Origin of the sequence: Pseudomonas sp. SJZ080, from assembly GCF_007828295.1 — a bacterium.
GTDB lineage: Bacteria > Pseudomonadota > Gammaproteobacteria > Pseudomonadales > Pseudomonadaceae > Aquipseudomonas > Aquipseudomonas migulae_A.
In genome coordinates this window covers 341,293-363,288 of record NZ_VIUK01000002.1, presented here as the reverse complement: position 1 = coordinate 363,288, position 21,996 = coordinate 341,293, and the positions used below count along the sequence as shown (strand labels likewise).

The 21,996-nt window shown below is 62.2% G+C and carries 16 protein-coding genes; 8 read left to right on the top strand and 8 right to left on the bottom strand.

The features are described from left to right. Positions 1-20 precede the first annotated feature (20 nt). Entirely contained in the window at positions 21-1,763 is a 1,743-nt protein-coding gene (locus FBY04_RS04080) for an amidohydrolase (RefSeq protein ID WP_145314587.1), read from the bottom strand. A 103-nt stretch (positions 1,764-1,866) separates the two neighbouring features. Between FBY04_RS04080 and FBY04_RS04075 the strand changes: the two genes are divergently transcribed. The 5 genes from FBY04_RS04075 to FBY04_RS04055 are packed head-to-tail and all read left to right on the top strand — an operon-like array spanning position 1,867 to position 8,577. Next, entirely contained in the window at positions 1,867-2,790 is a 924-nt protein-coding gene (locus tag FBY04_RS04075) for a LysR family transcriptional regulator (RefSeq protein ID WP_145314586.1), read from the top strand. 55 nt (positions 2,791-2,845) lie between these two features. Continuing rightward, positions 2,846-3,463: a transcriptional repressor LexA gene (gene lexA / locus FBY04_RS04070; protein ID WP_084323464.1), complete on the top strand. Its 618-nt coding sequence runs from the start codon at positions 2,846-2,848 to the stop codon at positions 3,461-3,463. After that, positions 3,463-4,080 (top strand): translesion DNA synthesis-associated protein ImuA, encoded by a 618-nt coding sequence (gene imuA / locus FBY04_RS04065; RefSeq protein WP_084323463.1) that lies wholly within the window; start codon positions 3,463-3,465, stop codon positions 4,078-4,080. Before lexA ends, imuA begins: the two co-directional genes overlap by 1 nt. A gap of 7 nt (positions 4,081-4,087) precedes the next feature. Further along, positions 4,088-5,503 carry a DNA polymerase Y family protein gene (locus tag FBY04_RS04060; protein WP_084323462.1) on the top strand — a complete coding sequence of 472 codons (1,416 nt, stop codon included), beginning with the start codon at positions 4,088-4,090 and terminating at the stop codon, positions 5,501-5,503. After that, complete coding sequence (locus FBY04_RS04055; RefSeq protein ID WP_218571651.1) at positions 5,479-8,577, top strand: error-prone DNA polymerase; 3,099 nt, start codon at positions 5,479-5,481, stop codon at positions 8,575-8,577. Before FBY04_RS04060 ends, FBY04_RS04055 begins: the two co-directional genes overlap by 25 nt. A gap of 127 nt (positions 8,578-8,704) precedes the next feature. Here the strand turns inward: FBY04_RS04055 and FBY04_RS04050 are convergent, their stop codons facing one another. The 7 genes from FBY04_RS04050 to FBY04_RS04020 all read right to left on the bottom strand — a co-directional run bounded on the left by FBY04_RS04050 (position 8,705) and on the right by FBY04_RS04020 (position 16,050). Then, positions 8,705-9,367: a flavin reductase family protein gene (locus tag FBY04_RS04050; protein ID WP_008031517.1), complete on the bottom strand. Its 663-nt coding sequence runs from the start codon at positions 9,365-9,367 to the stop codon at positions 8,705-8,707. A 12-nt stretch (positions 9,368-9,379) separates the two neighbouring features. Beyond that, positions 9,380-10,867 (bottom strand): amidohydrolase family protein, encoded by a 1,488-nt coding sequence (locus tag FBY04_RS04045; protein ID WP_145314584.1) that lies wholly within the window; start codon positions 10,865-10,867, stop codon positions 9,380-9,382. Next, on the bottom strand, positions 10,864-12,060 hold the full coding sequence (locus FBY04_RS04040) for an amidohydrolase family protein (protein WP_145314583.1): 1,197 nt from the start codon (positions 12,058-12,060) through the stop codon (positions 10,864-10,866). The genes FBY04_RS04045 and FBY04_RS04040 overlap by 4 nt, the downstream gene beginning before the upstream one ends. A 130-nt stretch (positions 12,061-12,190) precedes the next feature. Next, positions 12,191-13,243: an extracellular solute-binding protein gene (locus FBY04_RS04035; protein ID WP_145314582.1), complete on the bottom strand. Its 1,053-nt coding sequence runs from the start codon at positions 13,241-13,243 to the stop codon at positions 12,191-12,193. A 17-nt stretch (positions 13,244-13,260) separates the two neighbouring features. Beyond that, positions 13,261-14,049, bottom strand: coding sequence for an ABC transporter permease (locus tag FBY04_RS04030; protein ID WP_084323457.1), 789 nt, complete (start codon positions 14,047-14,049; stop codon positions 13,261-13,263). Next, a complete protein-coding gene (locus FBY04_RS04025; RefSeq protein ID WP_084323456.1) occupies positions 14,046-14,963 on the bottom strand; it encodes an ABC transporter permease in 918 nt (305 codons plus the stop codon). Before FBY04_RS04025 ends, FBY04_RS04030 begins: the two co-directional genes overlap by 4 nt. A gap of 1 nt (position 14,964) precedes the next feature. Continuing rightward, positions 14,965-16,050, bottom strand: coding sequence for an ABC transporter ATP-binding protein (locus FBY04_RS04020; protein ID WP_084323455.1), 1,086 nt, complete (start codon positions 16,048-16,050; stop codon positions 14,965-14,967). A gap of 140 nt (positions 16,051-16,190) precedes the next feature. On the opposite strand from FBY04_RS04020, the gene FBY04_RS04015 reads away from it, so the two are divergent. The 3 genes from FBY04_RS04015 (at position 16,191) to uvrA (ending at position 21,993) form a co-directional block, all read left to right on the top strand. After that, positions 16,191-16,880, top strand: a complete 690-nt coding sequence (locus tag FBY04_RS04015; RefSeq protein ID WP_084323454.1) for a GntR family transcriptional regulator — start codon at positions 16,191-16,193, stop codon at positions 16,878-16,880. 230 nt (positions 16,881-17,110) lie between these two features. After that, the gene (locus FBY04_RS04005; RefSeq protein ID WP_145314581.1) at positions 17,111-19,222 is read left to right on the top strand and encodes a PAS domain-containing sensor histidine kinase; all 2,112 of its coding nucleotides are present in this window, start codon (positions 17,111-17,113) and stop codon (positions 19,220-19,222) included. Between the two features lie 140 nt (positions 19,223-19,362). Continuing rightward, the gene (uvrA, locus tag FBY04_RS04000) at positions 19,363-21,993 is read left to right on the top strand and encodes an excinuclease ABC subunit UvrA (RefSeq protein ID WP_145314580.1); all 2,631 of its coding nucleotides are present in this window, start codon (positions 19,363-19,365) and stop codon (positions 21,991-21,993) included. Positions 21,994-21,996 lie beyond the last annotated feature (3 nt).

Below are 21,996 nucleotides of genomic sequence, written 5' to 3'. Positions count from 1 at the left end.
GGGGGCTCAGGTGATTGTTCTTAGAGGGCGGGGGCGTAGACTTCGCGGCCGGCGAACCAGGTTTGCAGCACTTGGGTGTCGTGCAGGGCTTTGTTGTCGACGCTGAACACGTCGCGGTCCAGCACGATGAAATCGGCTTGCTTGCCGGGGCTCAGCGACCCGATCTGCTTCTCCAGGCCGATAGTGCGCGCGGCGTTCAGGGTGTAGGCGTAGAACATGGTTTCGCGGTCGAGACGTTCAGACGCGTTGAGCACGCCCAACGGGCCGTCGCGAGTGATGGCCTGGGCCATGGCGTTCCACGGGTTTGGCGACGACACCGGCCAGTCACTGGCGCCGGCGATGTTCGCGCCCTGTTTGAGCAGCGAGTGCGCCGGGTATTGATAGCGGAAGGCGAGGGCGCTGACATACGGCTTGATCATGTCCAGCGTGTAGTCGTCGGCGGTGGCCCACAGCAATTGCATCGAAGCGATGACATTGAGCGGTTTGAACCGCGCAAATTCTTTCGGATTAACCATCTGCAGATGCGTGATCGAATGCGTCACGCCGCTCTGGCGATCCTTGCGCGCCTGGGCGATGCCGTTCAACGCCTCACGCACCGCGCGGTCGCCGATGGCGTGGATGTGCACCCGCCAGCCACGCTGATCGATGGCGCTGACCAGTTCACCGAAATGTTTCGGATCGATCAGCAACTCACCCTGTTTGTGCGAGTTGCTGTACGGATCGATCATCGCCGCGCTTTGCGCCGGGTATTCGATCACGCCATCGGCGAAGATCTTGACGCCGGGCAAGGACAGGTTGGGGATGCCCTGGAATTGCTGACGGACCTTGTCCAGCGTGTCGAGATCGGCGGGTACGCTTTTCGGATTGGCCACCAACAGCGCGGCGACGTGGGCGCTCATACCACCGGTTTCGGACAGCGCTTTATAAACGGGCAGCACGCCGACGGTTTTTTCCGTGGGGTTGAGCGCGAACACCGGTTCGCCGGGCGCGGCGTTGGCGGCTGGGTCCATCCACGCGGTAATGCCGAGGCTGTTGTTGTAGCGCACGGCCGATTGCGCGGCTTTGAGCATGTCAGCGGCGCTCGGCACCGGCATTTTCGAGGCGACGCGGTCCCAGCCGGCATCCACCACGAAACCATTGGGACGGCCATCGGCGAGTTTGCCGATGGTGTCTTTCTCGGCGTCCGGCAGATTTTTCAGCAGCGCGGCATCAATGCCGGCGCGTTCGAGCATCGCGTTATTGGCCCACGCGGTGTGGTGGTCGCTGCCGGTGAACACCACGGGCACCTTGGCCCATTCGCCCGTGTTGAATGTTTTGCCAAAGGCTTCGGCCTGCGCCCAATAAGCCGAACTCATGCCAGCCACGCTCAACACATCGCCATGTTTCGCTTTGCCGTCATCCCGCCAGCCGCGCAGGCGTTTTTCCAGCTCATCGAGGTCAACCACCTCGTCTTGCATGTTGGCCGAGACCATTTCCAGACCGCCGAAAATCGCGTGGGAATGGCTGTCGATCAGGCCAGGCATCAACGCCTTGCCGCCAAGGTCGACCACTTTGGTTTCAGCTGTGATCAGGTTTTTGATCAGCGCATCGCTGCCGGCCTGCAACACTTTGCCGTCCTGCACCGCCAGCGCCTGCACCCTCGGGTTGGCACGGTCGGCGGTGAAAATCTTGCCATTGAGCAGCACCAGGTCGGCCGCTGCCATGGCTTCCATCGAGGCAAAACTCACGGCGGCCATCAACAGATTCGGGATGAATCTTTTCATTGAATGTTTCCTTGTTATTGCGTCTGATGGCCAGATTAGTGGCTGACTAGGCGCAGCAGAACGCCTCGCTCACGAAAAACGTTTTTGCCTGAATGGAAAAAGCATGGACAAGTTGGGTGCACTGAAAATGTTCGTGGTCACGGCGCAACTGGGCAGTTTCAGTCGCGCCGCCGAGCAGTTGGGCAAGACACCGTCGGCCCTGACCAAGGCGGTCAATCACCTGGAAGCCGAGTTGGGTGCCCGGCTGTTCGAGCGCAGTACGCGCCGAATTTTGCTGACGGAATCCGGGCGGCTCTATCTGGAAACCGCGCGCCAGGTATTGCAGCGACTGGACGAGGCCGGCGAGGAAATCGAGCAGTTGCAGCATGGCTTGCGTGGCAATCTGAAAATCACCGCGCCGCTGGCCTATGGGCAGGCTTTTCTGGATCAGGTCTGCGGCGGTTTTCTGGAGCAATACCCGCAGATCAATCTGCAAGTGGACCTGTGCGATGAGTTCGTCAACCTGCTGGAAAGCGGCTATGACCTCGCGTTGCGCGAAGGCCATGACGATTTGCCGGGATTGATCGCCCGCGTCGTTGGCAGCAATCGCCTGGCGTTGTGCGCCAGCCCGGCGTATCTGGCGCGCAAGGCATTGCCGGTCACGCCGCAAACCCTCGATGACCACGAATGGCTGCTGTATCGCCATCCGTTGCTCAGCCGCGAATTCTGGTGGGCCGAGCGTGACGGGCAGCGTCTGAGCCTGCCACAACCGCCGGCGCCGCGTTTGCGCAGCGACAATTACGACCTGCTGCTGGCCAACGCGCTGGCCGGGCGCGGCTTGCTGCACACGCCGTTGTGGAGTGCCGCGCCGTACATTGCCGACGGGCGGCTGGTGCGGGTAATGGCTGACTACGACATCGATCCGGACAGCTTTGGCGCGCACATTCTGGCGGTGTACCCGAGCCATCGGCGGGCGACCGCGAAAGTGCTGGCATTTATCGATTACATCGCAGACTTCCTGGCCTCACGTGGCTTGGCTCCCCTGTAGAACTCGTCAGCTCCTACAGACAAGTACTTGTCAGGAAAAAGCCGAAAGAGTACAAATGTACTCCATGACGAATCTTACTCCCCGCCGTACCGCCATCCTGACCTTTATCCGTGATCGAATCGCGGAGCACGGCCAGTCCCCGAGCCTCGCTGAAATCAGCGAGGCCTTTGGTTTCGCCTCCCGCAGCGTGGCGCGCAAGCATGTGCTGGCGCTGACCGAAGCCGGTTTCATCGAGGTCAATCCGCATCAGGCCCGGGGCATTCGCTTGCTCGGCCAACCGGCGCGGCCCGAGTTGCTGGACATCCCGGTTCTCGGCCGGGTGGCGGCGGGTGCGCCGATCGGTGCCGATGCCGAGGTGCACAGTCGGTTGCTGCTTGATCCTTCGATTTTTTCGCGAGTGCCGGACTACATGCTGCGGGTCACGGGCGACTCGATGATCGAGGACGGCATTCTCGACGGCGACTTGGTGGGCGTGCACCGTAATCCCGAGGCCTTTAACGGTCAGATCGTCGTGGCGCGGCTCGACGGTGAAGTGACCATCAAGCGTTTCGAGCGGGTCGGCGAGTCCGTTCGCCTGTTGCCCCGTAACCCGGCCTACAAACCGATCATCGTTCAACCCGATCAGGACCTCGCCATCGAAGGGGTGTTCTGCGGTCTGGTGAGGCAAGGGTGATGGGCGCCGTCGTTGCGCTGGACACGCTGTTCAATGGCGGCCAGGTCTGGAAAGGCCGGCCTGCGCCCCCGACTGTCAGCCCACAACCCACCGGGCATGCCGCGCTGGATGCAGCGTTGCCCACCGGTGGCTGGCCGGAAGCGGCGTTGACCGAAATTCTCCTGGCCGGGCAGGGCGTTGGCGAGTTGCAACTGGTGTGGCCGGCGCTGGCGCGGCTGTCGGCAGCGGGCGAACGCATTGTGCTGGTGGCGCCGCCATACGTGCCGTACCCGCAAGCCTGGCAAAACGCCGGGGTCGATCTGCGCCAGTTGTCGATCATCCAGGCCAGCGAGCGCGATGCGCTGTGGGCGGCGGAACAATGCCTGCGTTCGGGCAGTTGCGGCGCGGTGCTGTGCTGGCCGCACAAGGCTGATGACCGGGCGTTGCGGCGCTTGCAGGTGGCGGCGGAAACCGGCTCGACCCTGGCGTTCGCCTATCGCTCGATCAATGAAGCCATCAATCCTTCGCCCGCAGCCCTGCGCATCGCCATCGATGCCAGGCCTGCGCAATTACGCGTGCTCAAGTGCCGGGGCGGGCTGGCCCGTTCGGCGCCGATTGCCTTCCCCGTGGGGCATTGAGGTTGCCATGCGCTGGGTGTGCATTCTTTTCCCGCAATTGGCGCTGGACGCGGTACTGCGTCAGCGCGCCGACCCCGATGAGCCACTGGCGCTGCTGACCGGTCCGGCGCAGCGTCGGGTGTTGCAGGCGGTCAACGCTTCGGCACGGGCGCTGGGCTTGCGGCCCGGTCAGTCGATGACCGCCGCCCAGGCATTGAGCAAAGGCTTTTTCACGGCGGAATACGACGCTGCCGAGATCGAACACTGGCAGCAGTTTCTCGCCGCGTGGGCCTACCGTTTCAGTTCCCAGGTCAGCGTGCATTACCCGCGGGCGGTGGTATTTGAAATCGAGTCCAGCCTGGGGCTGTTCGGGGACTGGCCGCAACTTGAAGCGCGATTGCGCGCCGAACTCGGCGAGCTGGGGTTTCGGCATCGGATCGTGGCGGCACCGAATCCGGTGGCGGCGCGGATTCTGGCCAATGCCTATGACGGCCTGGTGGTGCCCGACGATCAGGCCTTGCAGCATCATCTGGGGCAATTGCCCGTCGACCGGGTCGGGCTGGAGGCCAGCGTCGCCACGGCGTTGTCGCGCATGGGGCTGCGTACCTTGAGCCAGGTGCAGGCGTTGCCGCGGCAGAGTCTGGCCCGGCGCTTCGAGTCTCAGGTGCTCAAGCACCTCGATGCTCTGTTTGGCACGCGGCGACTGGCCTTGGCGTTCTACCTGCCGCCGGACCGGTTCGATGTGCGCATCGAACTCAATTTCGACGTGCAGTCCCATCAGGCGCTGCTGTTTCCGTTACGCCGGTTGACGGGCGATCTGTCGGCGTTCCTGTGCGGTCGCGACAGCGGCGTGCAGCGTTTCGACCTGCACCTGGAGCACGCCGGGTTGCCGGACAGCGTGATCAAGGTCGGCCTGCTCAGCGCCGAGCGCGATCCGGCAATGCTCTTCGAACTGGCCCGAGGGCGCCTGGAACAGGTCCAGGTCGAGGCGCCGGTGCGCGGTTTTCGCCTGCGCGCCGAAGACTTGCCGGCCTTCGTTCCCCAGTATCAGGAATTGTTCGACGATCGCCCGCAGCAGTCCTTGCCCTGGGAGCAACTGCGCGAACGCTTGCGCGCGCGGCTCGGGGATGACGCGGTGCATGGCTTGCGGTTCCAGGCCGATCACCGGCCGGAGTGCGCGTGGCAGGCCAGTGCCGACAGCCAGCGTTGCGCAGACATGCCGGGCGTGCAGCGTCCGGGCTGGTTGCTGACCGAACCGCAGGCGGTCCATGAAGGTTCGACGCGCATCCTCATGGGCCCGGAGCGTATCGAGTCCGGTTGGTGGGACGGCGACGACGTGCGCCGCGATTACTACCTGGTCGAAACCCGTTCCGGCCAGCAGGGCTGGGCCTATCGTGCAGTCGGTGAGGACGGCCCGCTGTGGTTGCAGGGCTGGTTCGCATGAGCATCGACTACGCCGAGTTGCACTGCCTGTCGAACTTCAGTTTCCAGCGCGGTGCTTCCAGCGCCCTTGAACTCTTTCAGCGGGCGAAAAAACAGGGCTATCAGGCGCTGGCGATCACCGATGAATGCACCCTTGCGGGCATCGTCCGCGCCTGGCAAGCGGCCAGATCCGTAGAGCTGCCGCTGATCATCGGCAGTGAAGTGCGCATCGAGAACGGCCCGAAACTGGTGCTGCTGGTGGCGAACCTTGAGGGCTATCAAAACCTGTGTCGGCTGATTACCCGGGCACGGCGGCGCACGCACAAAGGCCAGTATCAGGTGTTGCGGGAGGATTTCAGCGAGCCGTTGCCGGGGCTGTTGGTGTTGTGGGTGCCGGATGCGGTCGATGATTTTCAGAGCGGCCACTGGCTGAAACAGACGTTCGCCGAGCGCCTGTGGCTGGCGGTCCAGCTGCATCGCGGCCAGGACGACAGCGGGCGATTGAGCGCATTGCTGACGCTGGCGCGGGAATTGCGAATCCCGGCAGTGGCCAGCGGCGATGTGCACATGCACACCCGTGGCCGACGCGCCTTGCAGGACACCATGACCGCGATCCGTCATCACCTGTCGGTGGCCGAGGCCGGATTGCGCCTGCACCCCAATGGCGAGCGGCATCTGCGCAGCCTCGATGCCTTGCAATCGATCTACCCGCAAGCGTTGCTCGATGAAACGCTGACCATTGCCCGGCGTTGCACCTTTGATCTTGGCCAGTTGCGTTATCAGTATCCCCGCGAGCTGGTGCCGCAGGGGCAGACGGCCACGTCCTGGCTGCGTCATTTGACCGACGAGGGGATCGCATGGCGTTGGCCAAAAGGCCCGCAAACCAAGGTACTCAAGCAGATCGACAAGGAACTGGAGCTGATTGCCGAACTGGGTTACGAGAGTTACTTCCTGACGGTTCACGACATTGTCCGGTTTGCCCGTGACCAGCACATTCTTTGTCAGGGACGCGGTTCAGCCGCCAACTCGGCAGTGTGTTTCGCGTTGGGGATCACGGAAATCGATCCGGATCGCACCACGCTGTTGTTCGAGCGCTTTCTTTCAAAGGAGCGCAACGAGCCGCCGGATATTGATGTGGACTTCGAGCACGAACGCCGTGAGGAAGTCTTGCAGTATGTGTTCCAGCGTTATGGCCGGACCCGCGCGGCGCTGACCGCCGTGGTCAGCACGTATCACTCGGCGGGTGCGGTGCGCGATGTGGCCAAGGCGCTGGGTTTGCCACCGGATCAGATCAATGCCCTGGCCGACTGCTGCGGTCACTGGAGTGATGAAACGCCGCCCGTGGAACGCCTGCGTGAAGGGGGCTTTGATCCCGACAGCCCGGTGTTGCGCCGGGTGCTGAGCCTGACCGGGCAACTGATCGGTTTCCCCCGGCACCTGTCCCAGCACCCGGGCGGTTTCGTCATTTCCGAGCAGCCGCTGGACAGCCTCGTGCCGGTGGAAAACGCGGCGATGGCCGAACGCACCATCATTCAGTGGGACAAGGACGATCTCGATGCGGTCGGTTTGCTCAAGGTCGATATTCTTGCGTTGGGCATGCTCAGCGCGATTCGCCGTTGTTTCGATCTGCTGCGCCGTCATCGCGACCTGGACTTGAGCCTGGCGACGGTGCCCCCCGAAGACTCGCAAACCTACGACATGATTGGCCGTGCCGACACCATCGGCGTGTTCCAGATCGAATCCCGGGCACAGATGTCGATGCTGCCGAGGCTTAAACCCCGGAATTTTTATGACCTGGTGATCGAGGTGGCGATCGTTCGGCCGGGGCCAATCCAGGGTGGCATGGTGCACCCGTACCTGCGACGGCGAAACAAACAGGAGCCTGAGACTTACCCGTCACCGGAACTGGAAGCCGTACTCAAACGTACGCTCGGCGTGCCGTTGTTTCAGGAGCAGGTCATGCAAATCGCCATCGTCGCCGCCGACTATAGCCCCGGCGAAGCCGATCAGTTGCGCCGTTCCATGGCCGCCTGGAAACGCCACGGAGGCCTCGAGCCACACAAGGAACGCCTGGCCGCCGGAATGAAGAAAAACGGTTATACGCCGGAGTTCGCCGCGCAGATTTTCGAGCAAATCAAAGGTTTTGGCAGCTACGGATTCCCCGAGTCCCACGCCGCCAGTTTTGCCTTGCTGACCTATGCCAGTTGCTGGTTGAAATGCCACGAGCCGGCGGCCTTCGCCTGTGCGCTGATCAACAGCTGGCCCATGGGTTTCTATAGCCCGGACCAGATTCTGCAGGACGCTCGTCGGCATCATTTGCAGATTCGCCCGGTGGACGTGCGCGCCAGCGACTGGGATTGCAGCCTTGAACCGATTATCGGCGCGCAGCCGGCGATTCGCATGGGGCTGCGGATGATCAAGGGTTTTCGCGAAGACGATGCGCGGCGTATCGAAATCGCGAGGTCGAAGGGAGCATTTATCGACATCGCCGACCTTGGCGAACGGGCGCGGCTCGATGCCCGTGCGCAGGAGCAACTGGCCGACGCCGGCGCATTGCGAGGGCTGGCCGGTGACCGGCATCGGGCGCGCTGGGAAGTGGCGGGGGTGCAGAAACAATTGGGTTTGTTCGCCGGTTTGCCGAGCCAGGAAGAGGACGCGGTGGCGTTGCCAAAACCCACGGTCGGCGAAGACCTGCTGGCCGATTACAACAGCCTCGGCACTACCCTCGGTCCGCATCCGCTGGCCCTGTTGCGCGGCGAATTGAAAGCCCGACGCTGCCGCAGTTCGAAGGAGCTGCTGGAGGTCGAGCATGGCCGACCGGTCAGCGTCGCCGGGCTGGTGACCGGTCGACAGCGTCCGGGCACCGCCAGCGGCGTGACCTTCGTCACTCTTGAGGACGAGTTCGGCAACGTCAACGTGGTGGTCTGGCGCGACCTGGCTGACCGGCAACGACAGGTGTTGGTGGGATCGCAGTTGCTCAAGGTCGATGGGCGCTGGGAGCAGGAAGGCGAGGTGCGGCATTTGATTGCCGGGCGTTTGAGCGACTTGAGCCCGCTACTTGACGGCATCAACGTGCGCAGCCGGGATTTCCATTGAAGGATCATGCCGTTAATTTTCTGCACAACACTGAACCTGTAGGAGCCGGCTTGCTGGCGAAGCGGTGGTGGCCGTGATGACGCCATCGCCAGCAAGCCGGCTACTACAGGTTGTGGTGACTTTCTGATTATTTAGCCTCTGGCCAAAACCGCTCGCCACCGCCCGGTGCGTCCGTCCACGCCTGCAACGACCGGGTCGGCAAATCGAAATAATCCCGGGTACGCGCATACCCATGTCCACCCATCCGCCCAATCGCATCGAGCCCCAGCTGATCGATGTACAGGGTTTTCGGGTCGATCAGTTCATCCCGCACATGGGCCATCAGCACTTCGCCGAAGATGATCTCCCGCGACTGCCCGATGGACAGCGCCATCATCCGTCGGCACTCCAGCGCCACGGGCGCCTCGCCGATGCGCGGGCATTTCACCGTGGTGCCGGGAATGGCCGTGAGGCCGGCGGCGGTCAGTTCGTCGAAGCCGGGAGCGAAGGGCACGGCGCAGACGTTCATCGCTTCCACCAACGCATCGCTGACGATGTTGACGGTGAATTCCTGATTGAGCTGGATATTGCGGGTGGTGTCCTTGGGGCTTTGGTCGCCGTAGTTCTCAACGCCCAGTGCGAGGATCGGCGGGTCGGCCGACAGCGCATTGAAGAAGCTGAACGGCGCGGCGTTGATCCGTCCTTCGCCATCAATCGTGGTAACCAACGCGATGGGGCGAGGCACCACGCTGCCGATCAGAATCTTGTATTTGTCCCGCGCACTCAGGGTGCTGAAGTCGAAGCTTTGCATGGGCAGAAATCTCTAGAGTAGGGGATTCATTGCGCTCAGTGGCGCGTGCGCGCTGTAGTCGTCGGCGAACGGGATGGCCGGTTTGAACAGGGTTTTCCAGTCCGGTTGGCCAAAGGCCCGATCGCTGTGGCTGCGCATCAGTGTTTCGAATTGTCGTTGGGCCTGGCGTTGCAGGGCGGGGTAGTCGACGCCTTGAACCTGGCCGTCCTGCATCACGCAGCGGCCATCGATGTAGCTGGCGATGCAGTCGTCACCGCGCCCGGCCAGCACGAGGTTTTTCAATGGATCGAACAGCGGCCCCAAATGCAGGCCGCGAAGGCTGAACACCGTGATGTCGGCCTTGCACCCCGGCGCCAGTCGGCCGAGGTCATCACGCCCCAGCGCCTTGGCGCCGCCGAGGGTGGCAGCGTTGTACATGTCCAGCGTGCTGGTCAACGAACTACCGCCCTCCATCAAGCGAGCGATGTTCAACCCCTGACGCATGTTGTCCAGCAAGTCCGCCGGCCAGGTGTCAGTGCCCAGCGCAAAGTTGATGCCCTTGGCCCGATAGCGCCCGAACGAGTTCAGCGCCTCGCCGTCCCGGGCAAACACCACCGGGCAATGCACCAGGCTCGCGCCGCCATTCACCACCCGTTGCAGGTCTTCATCACCGTGGGTGTAAATGCCGTGGGGCAGCAGGCTGCGTGGTGTCAGCAGACCCCATTGCTCCAGCCACGCCAGCGGCGAAACACCGCGTAATTGCTCGACCATCGCCACTTCGCCAAGGCCCTGACAGCAATGCAAACGCATCGGTGCGTTCAGCTCACGGCTCAGCGCGGCGGTGCGTTGCAGCAGCGCCGGGGTGCAGGTCTGAATGCGATCCGGCAGCAGCGCGCCACGAATCAGACCGTCATGTGCACCGTCGAAGTCCTCGAAAAACCGCGCAGCCGCGTCGAGCCCGGCCATGCCCCGGGCTTCATCCCAGTGATGCCCCAGGCTTGCATCGGCGCGCCAGTAACTCATGCCACTCATGTAGCAGGGGCCAAGGTAAGTCCGCAGTCCCAGCTCGGCTGCCACACTGGCCACCGCAGCAAATTCGTCGTAGGTCTCGGCCCACTCGCGGTAATACATCGAGGTGATCGGCATGGCGGTGGTGATGCCATTGCGGATCAGCTGCGTGAAGGCGTAGCGGTACTTGAAGACTTCTTCATCCGCGGTGTAACTCTCCCGTGGACCGCCGGCCAGATAGTCTTCGGACCACATCCGGCCCATGTCGCGTTCATCGCCGTTGTCCAGGGTCAGCACCGTGGAGTCGAGGTCGCCGAGTGCATCCAGATCAATGAAACCGGGACCGATCAGCGCGTTGCCGTAATCGATCCACTGATCCACCGGGCCGGCATAATCCCTGCCGACAAACACGATGCGCGAGCCTTCGAACACCACTTCGCCGTCGCGCCACAGCACATGTTGCGTGCCGTCGAAACCGACCACGCAGCTGCTTTTCAGGCCGATGCATTTCACAAGCGGCTGTCCAGCAGTCGGCCACCCGCGGCTATCAACTCGCCGCGCCGATAAACCTGGCGCACGGGCCGCGACACCACGGCTTCACCCAGCGTCTGTACCGGCATCAACAGGAAGTCCGCCGGTTGACCGACCTCCACGCCAAAATCTTCACAGCCCAACGCCAGCGCGCCATTCACGGTCGCCGCTGCAAACGCCGCCGCGAGCTCCTCGTCCTTGTTCAAGTCGAAACGCAGCGCCAGCAGCATCGCCCGTTCCAGCATGTCGCCGTTGCCCATGGGCGACCAGGCGTCACGAATGCCGTCGGAACCCAGGCACACATTCACCCCGGCCTCGCGCAATGCAAGGAACGGTGGTACCGCGCAGTCGGCGGGTGCCGAACTCATCAGCGAAATTCCCAGCGCCGCCAGCCGTTCGGCCACCGGTTTGACCTGGCTCCACGGCAGCATTCCGAGGCAATACGCATGGCTGATCATTACCCGACCATGACGCCCGTAATGCTCGGTGTAGTCGGCGATCAGCGCGATTTGCCACAGGCCCAGTTCACCTTTGTCGTGCAGGTGAATGTCGACACCACGGTCGAATTCGCTGGCCAGTTTGAACACGAAATCGAGCTGGGCGACGGGGTCGTTGTCAATGCCGCACGGGTCGAGACCGCCAACATTTTCCACGCCCAGGGCCATGGCTTCGTGCATCAGTGCGGCGGTGCCAGGGCGGCTGATCAGGCCGGTTTGCGGGAACACCACCAGTTGCAGGTCGATCAGGTCGCGGTAGCGTTCGCGCAGCTGTTGCATGGCTTCGACATGGCGCAGGCCGAAATCCGGGTCGATGTCGACGTGGCAACGCATGGTCAGGGAGCCGCGTGCAATGCAGTTTTCCAGCAGGGCGCCGGCGCGTTCGGCGATAGGGCTTTTCACGTCACGCAGCACGCGGCGCTCGTTGGCGATGTAATCCTTGAGCGTCGGTCCGGCGCTGTTCGGGCGCCAGGGTTGGCCCCAGAGGGTTTTGTCGAGGTGGACGTGGCTTTCGACCAGGGCCGGGGTGAGGAGCTGGTTCTGGCCGTCGATGTCGGTGGTGGTCAGGGCCGCGAACGATGCCGGGCGACGTTGCTTGAACAGACCGTTTTCGATCAGCAGGTCTTCGGCGGTGGAGCCGTAGGGGCGCACGTTGCGCAGCCAGCGGGGTTGGGTCATTGCATACCTCGAATTCTGTGTTGTGTGGAAGGGCCTCATCGCCAGCAAGCCGGCTCCTACATTTGAAATGCATTTCCCTGTAGGAGCCGGCTTGCTGGCGATGGCCGCGCCTCGGTCTCAAGCCAGCCAATCAGCCCTTGAGCTTCGACCAGATCCGGTCCTGCAGCGCCCGCGCCTTGTTGCTGCACTCTTTCTCGGGGCGCAGGCGCGAGGCGAACTCGTCGGGCATGTTGATCGCATCCATGACCCGCCATTTGGCGTCGATCAACTTGTCGCTTTGGATGCCGTTGGCGTAGGCGATGGCGTTGGACACGGCGGCGGCGTTTTCCGGTTTCATCATCCAGTCGATGAAGATCTTCGCGTTGCCGGGGTGCGGGGCGCTTTTGGGCACGGCGAAGTTGTCCTGAAACATCGCCAGGCCTTCTTTCGGATACACGTATTTGATCGTGCTCTTCTGCAATGTGGCGCGGGCGGTGGAGCCGTTCCAGTTCTGCATCATGATCACTTCGCCGGAGGCCATGCGGTCGACGGTGTTGTCCGAGCTGTACATCTTCAGGAACGGTTTCTGCTTTTGCAGCAGTTCCAGAATGCGCTTGGCGTCCTGCGGGTTTTCGCTGCACTCGTCGACGTTCAGATAATGGCTGGCGGCATTGATCACGCTGCTGGAGGTATCGAGGGCGGCGAGTTGGCCTTGCAGTTCCTTGCGCGGTTCGAAGAACTCTTTCCACGAGTCGTCGAGTTTGCCGCCCGGCACACGTGCACTGTCATAGGAAAACCCGGTGGTGCCCCACAGGTATGGCGCCGAGAACTTACGGCCAGGGTCGAAACTCGGGTCGCGGAATGCCGGTTTGACGTACTGGAAGTTGGGCAGGGTCGACGCGTCGATTTCCAGCAGCAGGTCCTGATTGATCAGGGTGCGCATGATTGACTGCGACGGCACGATCACGTCATACGCCGCGCCGCCGGCCTGCAACTTGGCCAGCAGGGTTTCGTTGCTGTCGTAGCCGTCCATGGTGACCTTGATGCCGGTCTCTTTTTCGAACTTGGCCAGCAGGTCCACCGGGTAGTAATCGGTCCAGTTGTAGAAGAACAGTTCCTTGGGCTCGGCCGCCTGCGCGGCAAAAACAGTGAAGCAACTGAGGGCCAGACCGGCGACGCCATACCGCATGCTTTTCAGATTCATAAAAGAACGCTCCAGGATTATTGTTGTTTGCCGCGCTGTCCCAGCCAGAAGGCCAGCACCACCAGCACGATGGAAATCACCAGCATCAGGGTCGAGATCGCGTTGATCTCCGGCGTCACGCCGGCCTTGATCGCCGAAAAGATGTACACCGGCAACGTCGTCGAACCGGGGCCGGCCACAAAAAACGTCATGATGAAATCGTCGAGGCTGACCACGAATGCCAGCACCGAGCCGGACAACACCGCCGGCCACAACAACGGCAACGTCACCCGGCGGAATACCTGCCACGGGTTGGCGTACAAATCGTTCGCCGCTTCCAGCAGGCTTTTGTCCAGGTCGTTCAAACGCGCGCGGATCGGCAGGTAAGCGAACGGAATGCAGAAGCCGATGTGTGCGACGATCACCGTCAGCAAACCGAGCTTGATCCCCAGCGCCATGAACAGCAGCAACGTGGCCACGGCAGTGACGATCTCCGGCAGGATCAGCGGCAGGTTGATCCCGCCTTCGACCATCTTCTGCCCGTAGAACGGCCGGTAAGTCGCCAGCGCCGCGAGCAGTGCAATGGCCGTGGCGCAAACCGTGGCGATGCTGGCGACGATGATCGAGTTCAGCGCCGCTGTCTGGATCGACGGGTTGGCCAGAATCCGCCCGTACCAGGCGAACGAAAACTCGGTCCACACCGTCGCCGAGCGATTGGCGTTGAAGCTGTAGGCGATCAGCACAAAGATCGGCACGTACAGATAGGCCAGGATCAGCAGGCTGACTTCGCGGGTCAGCGGCAGTTTTTTCAGGTGCAGGGCGATCATACGGTGGCTCCCCGACGAAGCGTTTTGGCGGCGCTGCGGCTATAGAGCGCGTAAAGCACCAGGGACAGCAGCAGAATCCCCAGCAACAGGAACGACAGCGAACTGCCCAGCGGCCAGTTGCGCGCGGTGCCGAACTGTTGCTGGATCAGGTTGCCGATCATCAGCGTCTTGCCGCCGCCGAGAATCGCCGGGGTGATGAAGGCGCCGAGGCTCGGCACAAACACCAGCAACGCGCCGGCAATCACCCCCGGCATCGACAGCGGCAGGATGATTCGCTTCAGTGCGTGCCAGCGATTGGCGCCCAGGTCGTAGGCGGCCTCCACCAGGCGCCAGTCGAGTTTTTCCAGGGTCGAGTAGATCGGCAGAATCATGAATGGCAGGAAGCTGTAGACCAGACCGACGCTGACGGCGAAGTCGTTGTAAAGCAGAGTGATGCCGCCCGCCTGCGGGAACAGCGCGTTGAGGCTCTGGGCAACCCAGCCATGCTCGCGCAGGATGATCAGCCACGCGTAGTTGCGGATCAGCAGGTTGGTCCAGAACGGAATGGTGATCAGCAGGACCATGAGGTTGCGCCGGCGCGGGGTCAGGCTCGACATCCACAGCGCCACCGGAAAACCGAACAGGAAGCACAGCAACGTCGTGCCACCGGCCTGGAACACCGAGCGCAACAGCGCCTGGGCATAGACCCAGTTCAGTTCCAGTTCGCCGTCGAAACCTTCCTGGAAAAACAGCTGCACGTAGCTTTGCAACTGCCAGTTGGCCTGCCAGTCGACACCGCCATACACGTTGCGTGGCAACAGGCTGATGTAGCCCATGATGCCCAGCGGAATGGCGATCAGCGCCAGCAAAGTCAGAACCACCGGGCTGAGCAACAGCGCGCGGTTGAGAGCGGGAGAAGTGCTGCTGACGCTCATCTCAGGCCTCCATCAACAGGCAGGCGTGGGGCGGCAGGTTGACCGCGACGCGATCACCGACTGCGCGACCGCGGTTCAGGCCTTCGTTGTTTTCCCGCAGCATGACCTTGATGTCGTTGTTCAAGCGGCATTGGTAGAGGGTTGCGGTGCCGACGTACAACACCGCTTCAATGATGCCGCGCAGGTGATGCGGTTGCTCCGGTTCGACCAGTTGTGAACGCTCCGGGCGGAACGCCAGTTGCACATTGCTGCCGTCGAAGCCCTGGGCCGGGCAGGGGATTTCCACCGGCATGCCGTTGGGCACGAAGAGTTTTTCGTTCTGCTGACCGCGTTTGAGGTGGCCGGGCAGGAAATTGATGTCGCCGATGAACTGGGCGACGAACTGATGCTGCGGCCGTTCGTAGATATCGTTCGGCGTGCCGATCTGGAGGATCTTGCCGGCGGACATCACCGCGATGCGATCGGACAGCGTCAGGGCTTCTTCCTGATCGTGGGTGACGAAAATGAAGGTGATCCCGGCTTCCTTCTGCACGCGCTTGAGTTCGACCTGCATCTCTTTGCGCAGCTTGAGGTCCAGCGCCGACAGCGGTTCGTCCAGCAACAGCACTTTCGGTTTCGGCGCCAACGCCCGGGCCAGGGCCACGCGTTGTTGCTGGCCACCGGACAATTCGGCGGGTTTGCGTTTGGCCAGGTGTTGCATCTGCACCAGCGCCAGCATCTCATCGACGCGCCGAGGAATAACCTTGTGATCAAGGCCCTGCATCTCGAGGCCGAAGGCGATATTCTGCGCGACACTCATGTGCGGAAACAGCGCGTAACTCTGGAAGACGGTGTTGACCCGGCGCTTGAACGGCGGCAAATCATTGACCGGTTCGCCCGCCAGACGGATCTCGCCATCGCTGACGTGTTCGAAGCCGGCGATGGTGCGCAGCAGGGTGGTTTTGCCGCAGCCGGACGGGCCGAGCAGGGTGAAGAATTCATTGTCGGCAATGTCGACTGAAACGTTGTCGAGGGCTGGAGCCAGCCCCGGATCGTCGGAATACCGCTTGGAGACGTTACGCACTTCGATTGCGACTGGATGACCCATAATGATGCATTCATCTAATTATTGTATGCAATATCTGGATGCAATCTACAAATAACCGGATTAATCTGCTTGTGCAACCCCCTTTTTCAAAGGCTGCTCATCGCCTGGGGCCGGTTGTTTAGCGCTAAAGGAGTGTTCAAATGACCGAGAAGAAACTCGAGACCACGGTCGACCGCGTCTACCAAGGGGTTTACGAGGCGATCAGCAAACGTTCGTTGCGTCCCGGCATGAAGCTCGGCGAGGCGTCGCTGGCGGAGCTTTTCAATGTCAGCCGCACGTCGGTTCGTGCTGCGCTCAAGCAATTGGAGGCGGATGGATTGGTGACGACCGAGCCCAACAAGGGGGCGTCGGTATCGCTGCCCAGCGATGAAGAGATCCGTTCGCTGTTTGAAACGCGGCGCTTGATCGAGATCGGCATCGTCAGCGAACTCTGTCGCCGGCGTGATACCGCGGTGACCCAGGACTTGCGCGATCACCTGTTGCTGGAGGATGAAGCACACCGCAGCGGTGACCATGAACGGTTGATTCATCTGCTCGGCGAGTTCCACATCAAACTCGCGCAAAGCCTGAACAACCCCGTGTTGCTGGACTGGTTCCGCAAACTGATTTCCCGCGCCTCGCTGTACGCTGCTGCGCTGGATGACGACAGCCACGAAGCCTGCCGCGACGATGAGCACCTGCGCCTGATCGAGTACATCGAGGCCGGCAACCAGAGCGCCGCGATTGAACTGACCTGCATGCATTTGAACGGTATCGAGAAGGCGATCCTCGATGTCGCTGCCACCTTGAAAACGGGGTATCACCCGCTCAAGCACCTGATCGAGGTTTAACCACAAAGCTCAAACCTGACCTGGTTCCTGTGGGAACGAGCTTGCTCGCGAAGGCGTCGGCAAAGTAGACATTGATGTTGCCTGACACGCCGCCTTCGCGAGCAAGCCCGCTCCCACAGGGATTTGTGGCGCCACGGATTGCCGCAAGAATCAGCTAACCTTCCATGAAACCATTGGCATCCGCGATGCTCGAAACAAACGGGTGCAGTTACCGGATATAGAGCCAGCCAATGCAGTTTCTAGACGATAGCCACGGGTGTGCCGGATGGAACGGCGAAATGGCCGGGCGCATCCGTGCGTTCGACTGGAGCCAGACCGAGCTGGGGAGCATCGACACCTGGCCCGCCAGCCTGTGCAGCGCGGTGCAGCTGTTGCTCGCCTCGCCACTGCCGATGGTGATGTTGTGGGGCCACCCCGGTTACATGATCTATAACGACGCGTACTCGTCGTTCGCCGGTGGCCGACATCCTTATCTGTTGGGCGCTCCGGTGGAACTGGGCTGGCCGGAAGTCGCCGAGTTCAACCGGCATGTGGTCGATACCTGCCTGGCCGGCGGCACCTTGTCCTATCGCAACAAAGAGCTGGTGCTGTTGAGGGACGGCGTGCCCGAAGACGTATGGCTGGACCTTTATTACAGCCCGGTGGCCAATGACCAGGGGCAGCCGGCCGGGGTCATGGCGATGGTGGTCGACACCACTGACCATGTGATTTCCGAGCGCCGTCGCCAGGAAGCCGAAGATGCCTACCGCGCCGACAATGAACGGGTGCGCCTGGCGTTGAATGCCGGGGCCTTGCTCGGCTCATTTGTCTGGGACATCAAGGGCAATCTGCTTTCGGGCGATGAACGCTTTGCCCGGACCTTTTCCTATCCGGCCGGGTATAACCTCGGCGACTTGCCGACGGACTTCGCTGAAGCGCGGATTCACCCCGACGACCGCAGTTGGGTCAACGAGCAGGTCAATCAATCCGTCACCACTGGCGAACCCTTCAACGCCGAATATCGTGTGCTGCGCCCCGACGGCAGTTACCTGTGGGTGCAGGCCAGCGGTTGCTGCGAGTTCGATGAGCAAGGCGAACCGTTCCGCTTTCCCGGGGTGTTGATCGACATCCACGAACGCAAGACCGCCGAAGAATCCCTGCTCAAGTTCACCCGGAATCTGGAGCAGCGCGTCGCCGACGAAGTCGAAGCGCGGCTGGCGGCGGAAGAACAACTGCGCCAGTCACAGAAACTCGAAGCCATCGGCGGGCTCACGGGGGGCGTGGCTCATGACTTCAATAACCTGCTGCAGGTGATCGCCGGCAACCTGCACTTGCTGGCGCGACATGAGCCGGACAATGCCAACGTGCAGCGCCGGGTCAGCGCATCGATTGCGGCGGTGGAGCGGGGCGCGAAACTGTCCTCGCAATTGCTCGCATTCGCCCGCCGTCAGCCGTTGTCGCCAGCGGTGTGCGACCCACGGCAGATCTTCGAAGGCCTGGGCGAATTGTTGCAACGGGCGTTGGGCGAAACCATCCAGATTGATGTGCGGTTGCCTCAAGCGTCCTGGTACATCAACGTCGATCGCAATCAACTGGAAAACGCGATTCTCAATCTGGCGATCAATGCCCGTGACGCCATGCAGGGTGAAGGGACCATTGAACTGAGCGCCGAGAATGTCGTACTCGATCGCCGGTTCTGCGCAGGCAAGGGGATTTCGGCGGGTGATTATGTTCGTGTCGCCGTGGCCGATACGGGCGTCGGCATGTCGCCGCAAGTGCTCGCGCAAGCGTTCGAACCGTTTTTCACCACCAAGGCCGACGGCCAGGGCACGGGGTTGGGGCTGAGCATGGTGTTCGGTTTCGTCAAACAGAGTGACGGGCACATCGAGATGTCCAGCGTCGAAGGGCAGGGCACTCGGGTGCAGCTGTATTTTCCACGGAGCCTGCGCCCCCCGCTCGGTGAAACAGCGCCCCATGACACGCCGCAACGCGGCGGTCACGAAACCATTCTGGTGGTGGAGGACAATGACGCGGTGCGCGCTTCGGCGGTGGAATTGTTGAGCGAGGAGGGCTATCAGGTCCTGACCGCCGCCAACGGCGATGCCGCCATGCAGATGCTGCTGGACGGGGTGGAAGTGGAGCTGATTTTCACCGATGTGGTCATGCCCGGGCTGATCAAGAGTTCGGATCTGGCGGCCTGGGCCAAAGTGCAGACGCCACCGGTGGCGGTACTGTTCACGTCCGGCCACACCCGTGACATTATTTCGCGCAATCACCAACTCAGCCCCGATACCTTTTTACTGAGCAAACCCTATAGCCCCGAAGCACTGACCCGGATGATCCGCACAGTTCTCAATGGCTGAACACACAACTATTGTAGGAGCCGGCTTGCTGGCGATGGCGTCCGTGAAATGGCTATCGCCAGCAAGCCGGCTCCTACAATGGGATCGCGTGAATTCCCGGCAATGCGTCAATCCTTCGAACTTTCTGATCAAGGCACCCCATGACTTCCAAGCGCACTCCCGATTCTCCTTCCGGCATGGTCAGAGTGCGCGGTGCCCGTGAACACAACCTCAAGAACGTCGACGTCGATATCCCGCGTGATGCGCTGGTGGTGTTCACCGGCGTATCCGGCTCGGGGAAATCATCCCTGGCATTCTCGACCCTGTACGCCGAAGCGCAGCGGCGCTATTTCGAGTCCGTGGCGCCGTATGCGCGACGCTTGATCGATCAGGTCGGCGTGCCGGACGTCGATTCCATCGAAGGCCTGCCGCCCGCAGTCGCCTTGCAACAACAGCGGGGCACACCGAGCACCCGCTCTTCGGTGGGCAGCGTGACCACGTTGTCGAGCCTGATCCGTATGCTGTACTCCCGCGCCGGCAGTTATCCGCCGGGGCAGCCGATGCTCTATGCCGAAGACTTCTCGCCCAACACACCCCAAGGCGCTTGCCCTGAATGCCATGGTTTGGGTCGGGTGTACGAAGTCACCGAAGCGCTGATGGTCCCGGACCCCAGCCTGACCATTCGCCAGCGTGCGGTCGCTTCCTGGCCCACGGCGTGGCAGGGACAGAACCTGCGGGACATCCTCGTGACCATGGGCTACGACGTCGACAAACCCTGGCGCGACCTGCCGAAAAAGCAGCGCGACTGGATTCTCTTCACCGAGGAAACCCCGACCGTTCCGGTGTATGCCGGGCTTACACCGGAAGAAACCAGAGTCGCCCTCAAGCGCAAAATGGAGCCGAGTTACCAGGGCACCTTCACCGGTGCCCGGCGCTATATCCTGCACACCTTCACCCATTCGCAAAGCGCGCTGATGAAGAAGCGTGTTTCGCAATTCATGCTCGGCAGTCCGTGCCCACTGTGCGACGGCAAACGGCTCAAGCGCGAGGCGTTGTCGGTGACGTTCGCCGGTTACGACATCGGCGAGTTATCGCAGATGCCCTTGCTGCAAGTGGCCGAAGTCTTGAAGCCGGTGGCCGCTCACAGTTACCTCGAACAGGCCGATGAGGCGGGCGAGGTGTTGAGCCACGACCAGACCCGCGAGGCCCGTGAGCAGCGAGTGGCCCACGGCGCCAGTGGTCACGCCAACGCGCCGGATGTGCGCCACACGCCCAACCTGTCGGTGGAAAAACGCCTGGCCGCACAACGGATCGCTCAGGATTTGCTGGAGCGGGTCAGCACGCTGACCGACTTGGGGCTCGGTTATCTGGCGCTGGAGCGCAGCACGCCGACGTTGTCGTCCGGTGAGTTGCAGCGGTTGCGACTGGCGACGCAATTGGGTTCACAGTTGTTCGGGGTGATTTACGTGCTGGATGAACCGTCGGCCGGTCTGCATCCGGCGGATGGCGAAGCGCTGTTCGAAGCCTTGCAGCGCTTGAAAGCCGCGGGCAACACCTTGTTCGTGGTCGAGCATGACCTGGAAACCATGCGCCGTGCCGACTGGCTGATCGATGTGGGCCCGGCGGCGGGCGAGCATGGCGGCCGCGTCCTGTACAGCGGGCCGCCACAGGGGCTGGCCGAAGTGACGAACTCGCAGACCCGCGCGTACCTGTTCGCCGATCAGGTCAGTCAGCCGCGAACCAGCCGCAAGCCGACCGATTGGCTGCGACTGGAGGGCATCACCCGCAACAACCTGAGCAACCTCAGTGCCGAGTTTCCGCTGGGCTGTTTCACTTCGGTGACCGGCGTTTCGGGTTCCGGTAAATCAAGCCTGGTCAGCCAGGCGCTGCTGGAACTGGTGGGCGCGCATCTCGGGCGTTCGGCGAGTAACAGCGAACCGCAAGAGCTGAGCCTTGAGGATGACGCACCGCAGGTCAGTGGCGGCCAGGTCAGCGCAGGGCTGGAATCGATCAAGCGTCTGGTGCAAGTCGATCAGAAACCCATCGGTCGCACGCCGCGCTCTAACCTGGCGACCTACACCGGGCTGTTCGACAACGTGCGCAAGCTGTACGCCGCCACACCCGAGGCGCAGGCCGAGGGCTACGATGCCGGTCAGTTCTCCTTCAACGTCGCCAAGGGCCGCTGCGCGACCTGCGAAGGCGAAGGCTTTGTCAGCGTCGAGTTGCTGTTCATGCCCAGCGTCTACGCGCCATGCCCGACGTGCCACGGCGCACGCTACAACCCCGAAACGCTGGCGATCAACTGGCAGGGTTTGAACATTGCGCAGGTGTTGCAGTTGACGGTGGACGAAGCGGTCGAGGTGTTCGTTGAGGAGCCGGGTATCCGTCGCTCGCTGGAAGTGCTGCGGGATATCGGTCTGGGTTATCTGCGCCTCGGGCAGCCGGCGACCGAGTTGTCCGGCGGCGAAGCCCAGCGGATCAAACTGGCCACCGAACTGCAACGCAACCAGCGCGGCGCGACCTTGTATGTGCTCGACGAGCCCACCACCGGGTTGCATCCCCGGGACGTCGATCGCTTGCTCGAACAATTGAATACGTTGGTCATGGCGGGGCATACGGTGATTGTCGTCGAACATGAAATGCGCGTAGTGGCGCAGAGTGACTGGGTGATCGACATCGGGCCGGGGGCTGGGGATCAGGGCGGCAGGATTGTGCTGGCGGGTACGCCGCAGAAAGTCGCCAAGAGCAAAAAGAGCCGGACTGCTCCTTTCTTGGCCAGGGTTCTTGGGTAAGGA

Excerpts from the sequence above, each read along its gene's own strand:
- FBY04_RS04080 (WP_145314587.1), bottom strand. The coding sequence starts at position 1,763 with ATGAAAAGATTCATCCCGAATCTGTTGATGGCCGCCGTGAGTTTTGCC.
- FBY04_RS04050 (WP_008031517.1), bottom strand. The coding sequence starts at position 9,367 with ATGCAAAGCTTCGACTTCAGCACCCTGAGTGCGCGGGACAAATACAAG.
- FBY04_RS04030 (WP_084323457.1), bottom strand. The coding sequence starts at position 14,049 with ATGATCGCCCTGCACCTGAAAAAACTGCCGCTGACCCGCGAAGTCAGC.
- uvrA (WP_145314580.1), top strand. The coding sequence starts at position 19,363 with ATGACTTCCAAGCGCACTCCCGATTCTCCTTCCGGCATGGTCAGAGTG.
- FBY04_RS04040 (WP_145314583.1), bottom strand. The coding sequence starts at position 12,060 with ATGACCCAACCCCGCTGGCTGCGCAACGTGCGCCCCTACGGCTCCACC.
- FBY04_RS04075 (WP_145314586.1), top strand. The coding sequence starts at position 1,867 with ATGGACAAGTTGGGTGCACTGAAAATGTTCGTGGTCACGGCGCAACTG.
- FBY04_RS04025 (WP_084323456.1), bottom strand. The coding sequence starts at position 14,963 with ATGAGCGTCAGCAGCACTTCTCCCGCTCTCAACCGCGCGCTGTTGCTC.
- FBY04_RS04005 (WP_145314581.1), top strand. The coding sequence starts at position 17,111 with ATGCAGTTTCTAGACGATAGCCACGGGTGTGCCGGATGGAACGGCGAA.
- lexA (WP_084323464.1), top strand. The coding sequence starts at position 2,846 with ATGTACTCCATGACGAATCTTACTCCCCGCCGTACCGCCATCCTGACC.
- FBY04_RS04060 (WP_084323462.1), top strand. The coding sequence starts at position 4,088 with ATGCGCTGGGTGTGCATTCTTTTCCCGCAATTGGCGCTGGACGCGGTA.
- imuA (WP_084323463.1), top strand. The coding sequence starts at position 3,463 with ATGGGCGCCGTCGTTGCGCTGGACACGCTGTTCAATGGCGGCCAGGTC.
- FBY04_RS04035 (WP_145314582.1), bottom strand. The coding sequence starts at position 13,243 with ATGAATCTGAAAAGCATGCGGTATGGCGTCGCCGGTCTGGCCCTCAGT.
- FBY04_RS04020 (WP_084323455.1), bottom strand. The coding sequence starts at position 16,050 with ATGGGTCATCCAGTCGCAATCGAAGTGCGTAACGTCTCCAAGCGGTAT.
- FBY04_RS04015 (WP_084323454.1), top strand. The coding sequence starts at position 16,191 with ATGACCGAGAAGAAACTCGAGACCACGGTCGACCGCGTCTACCAAGGG.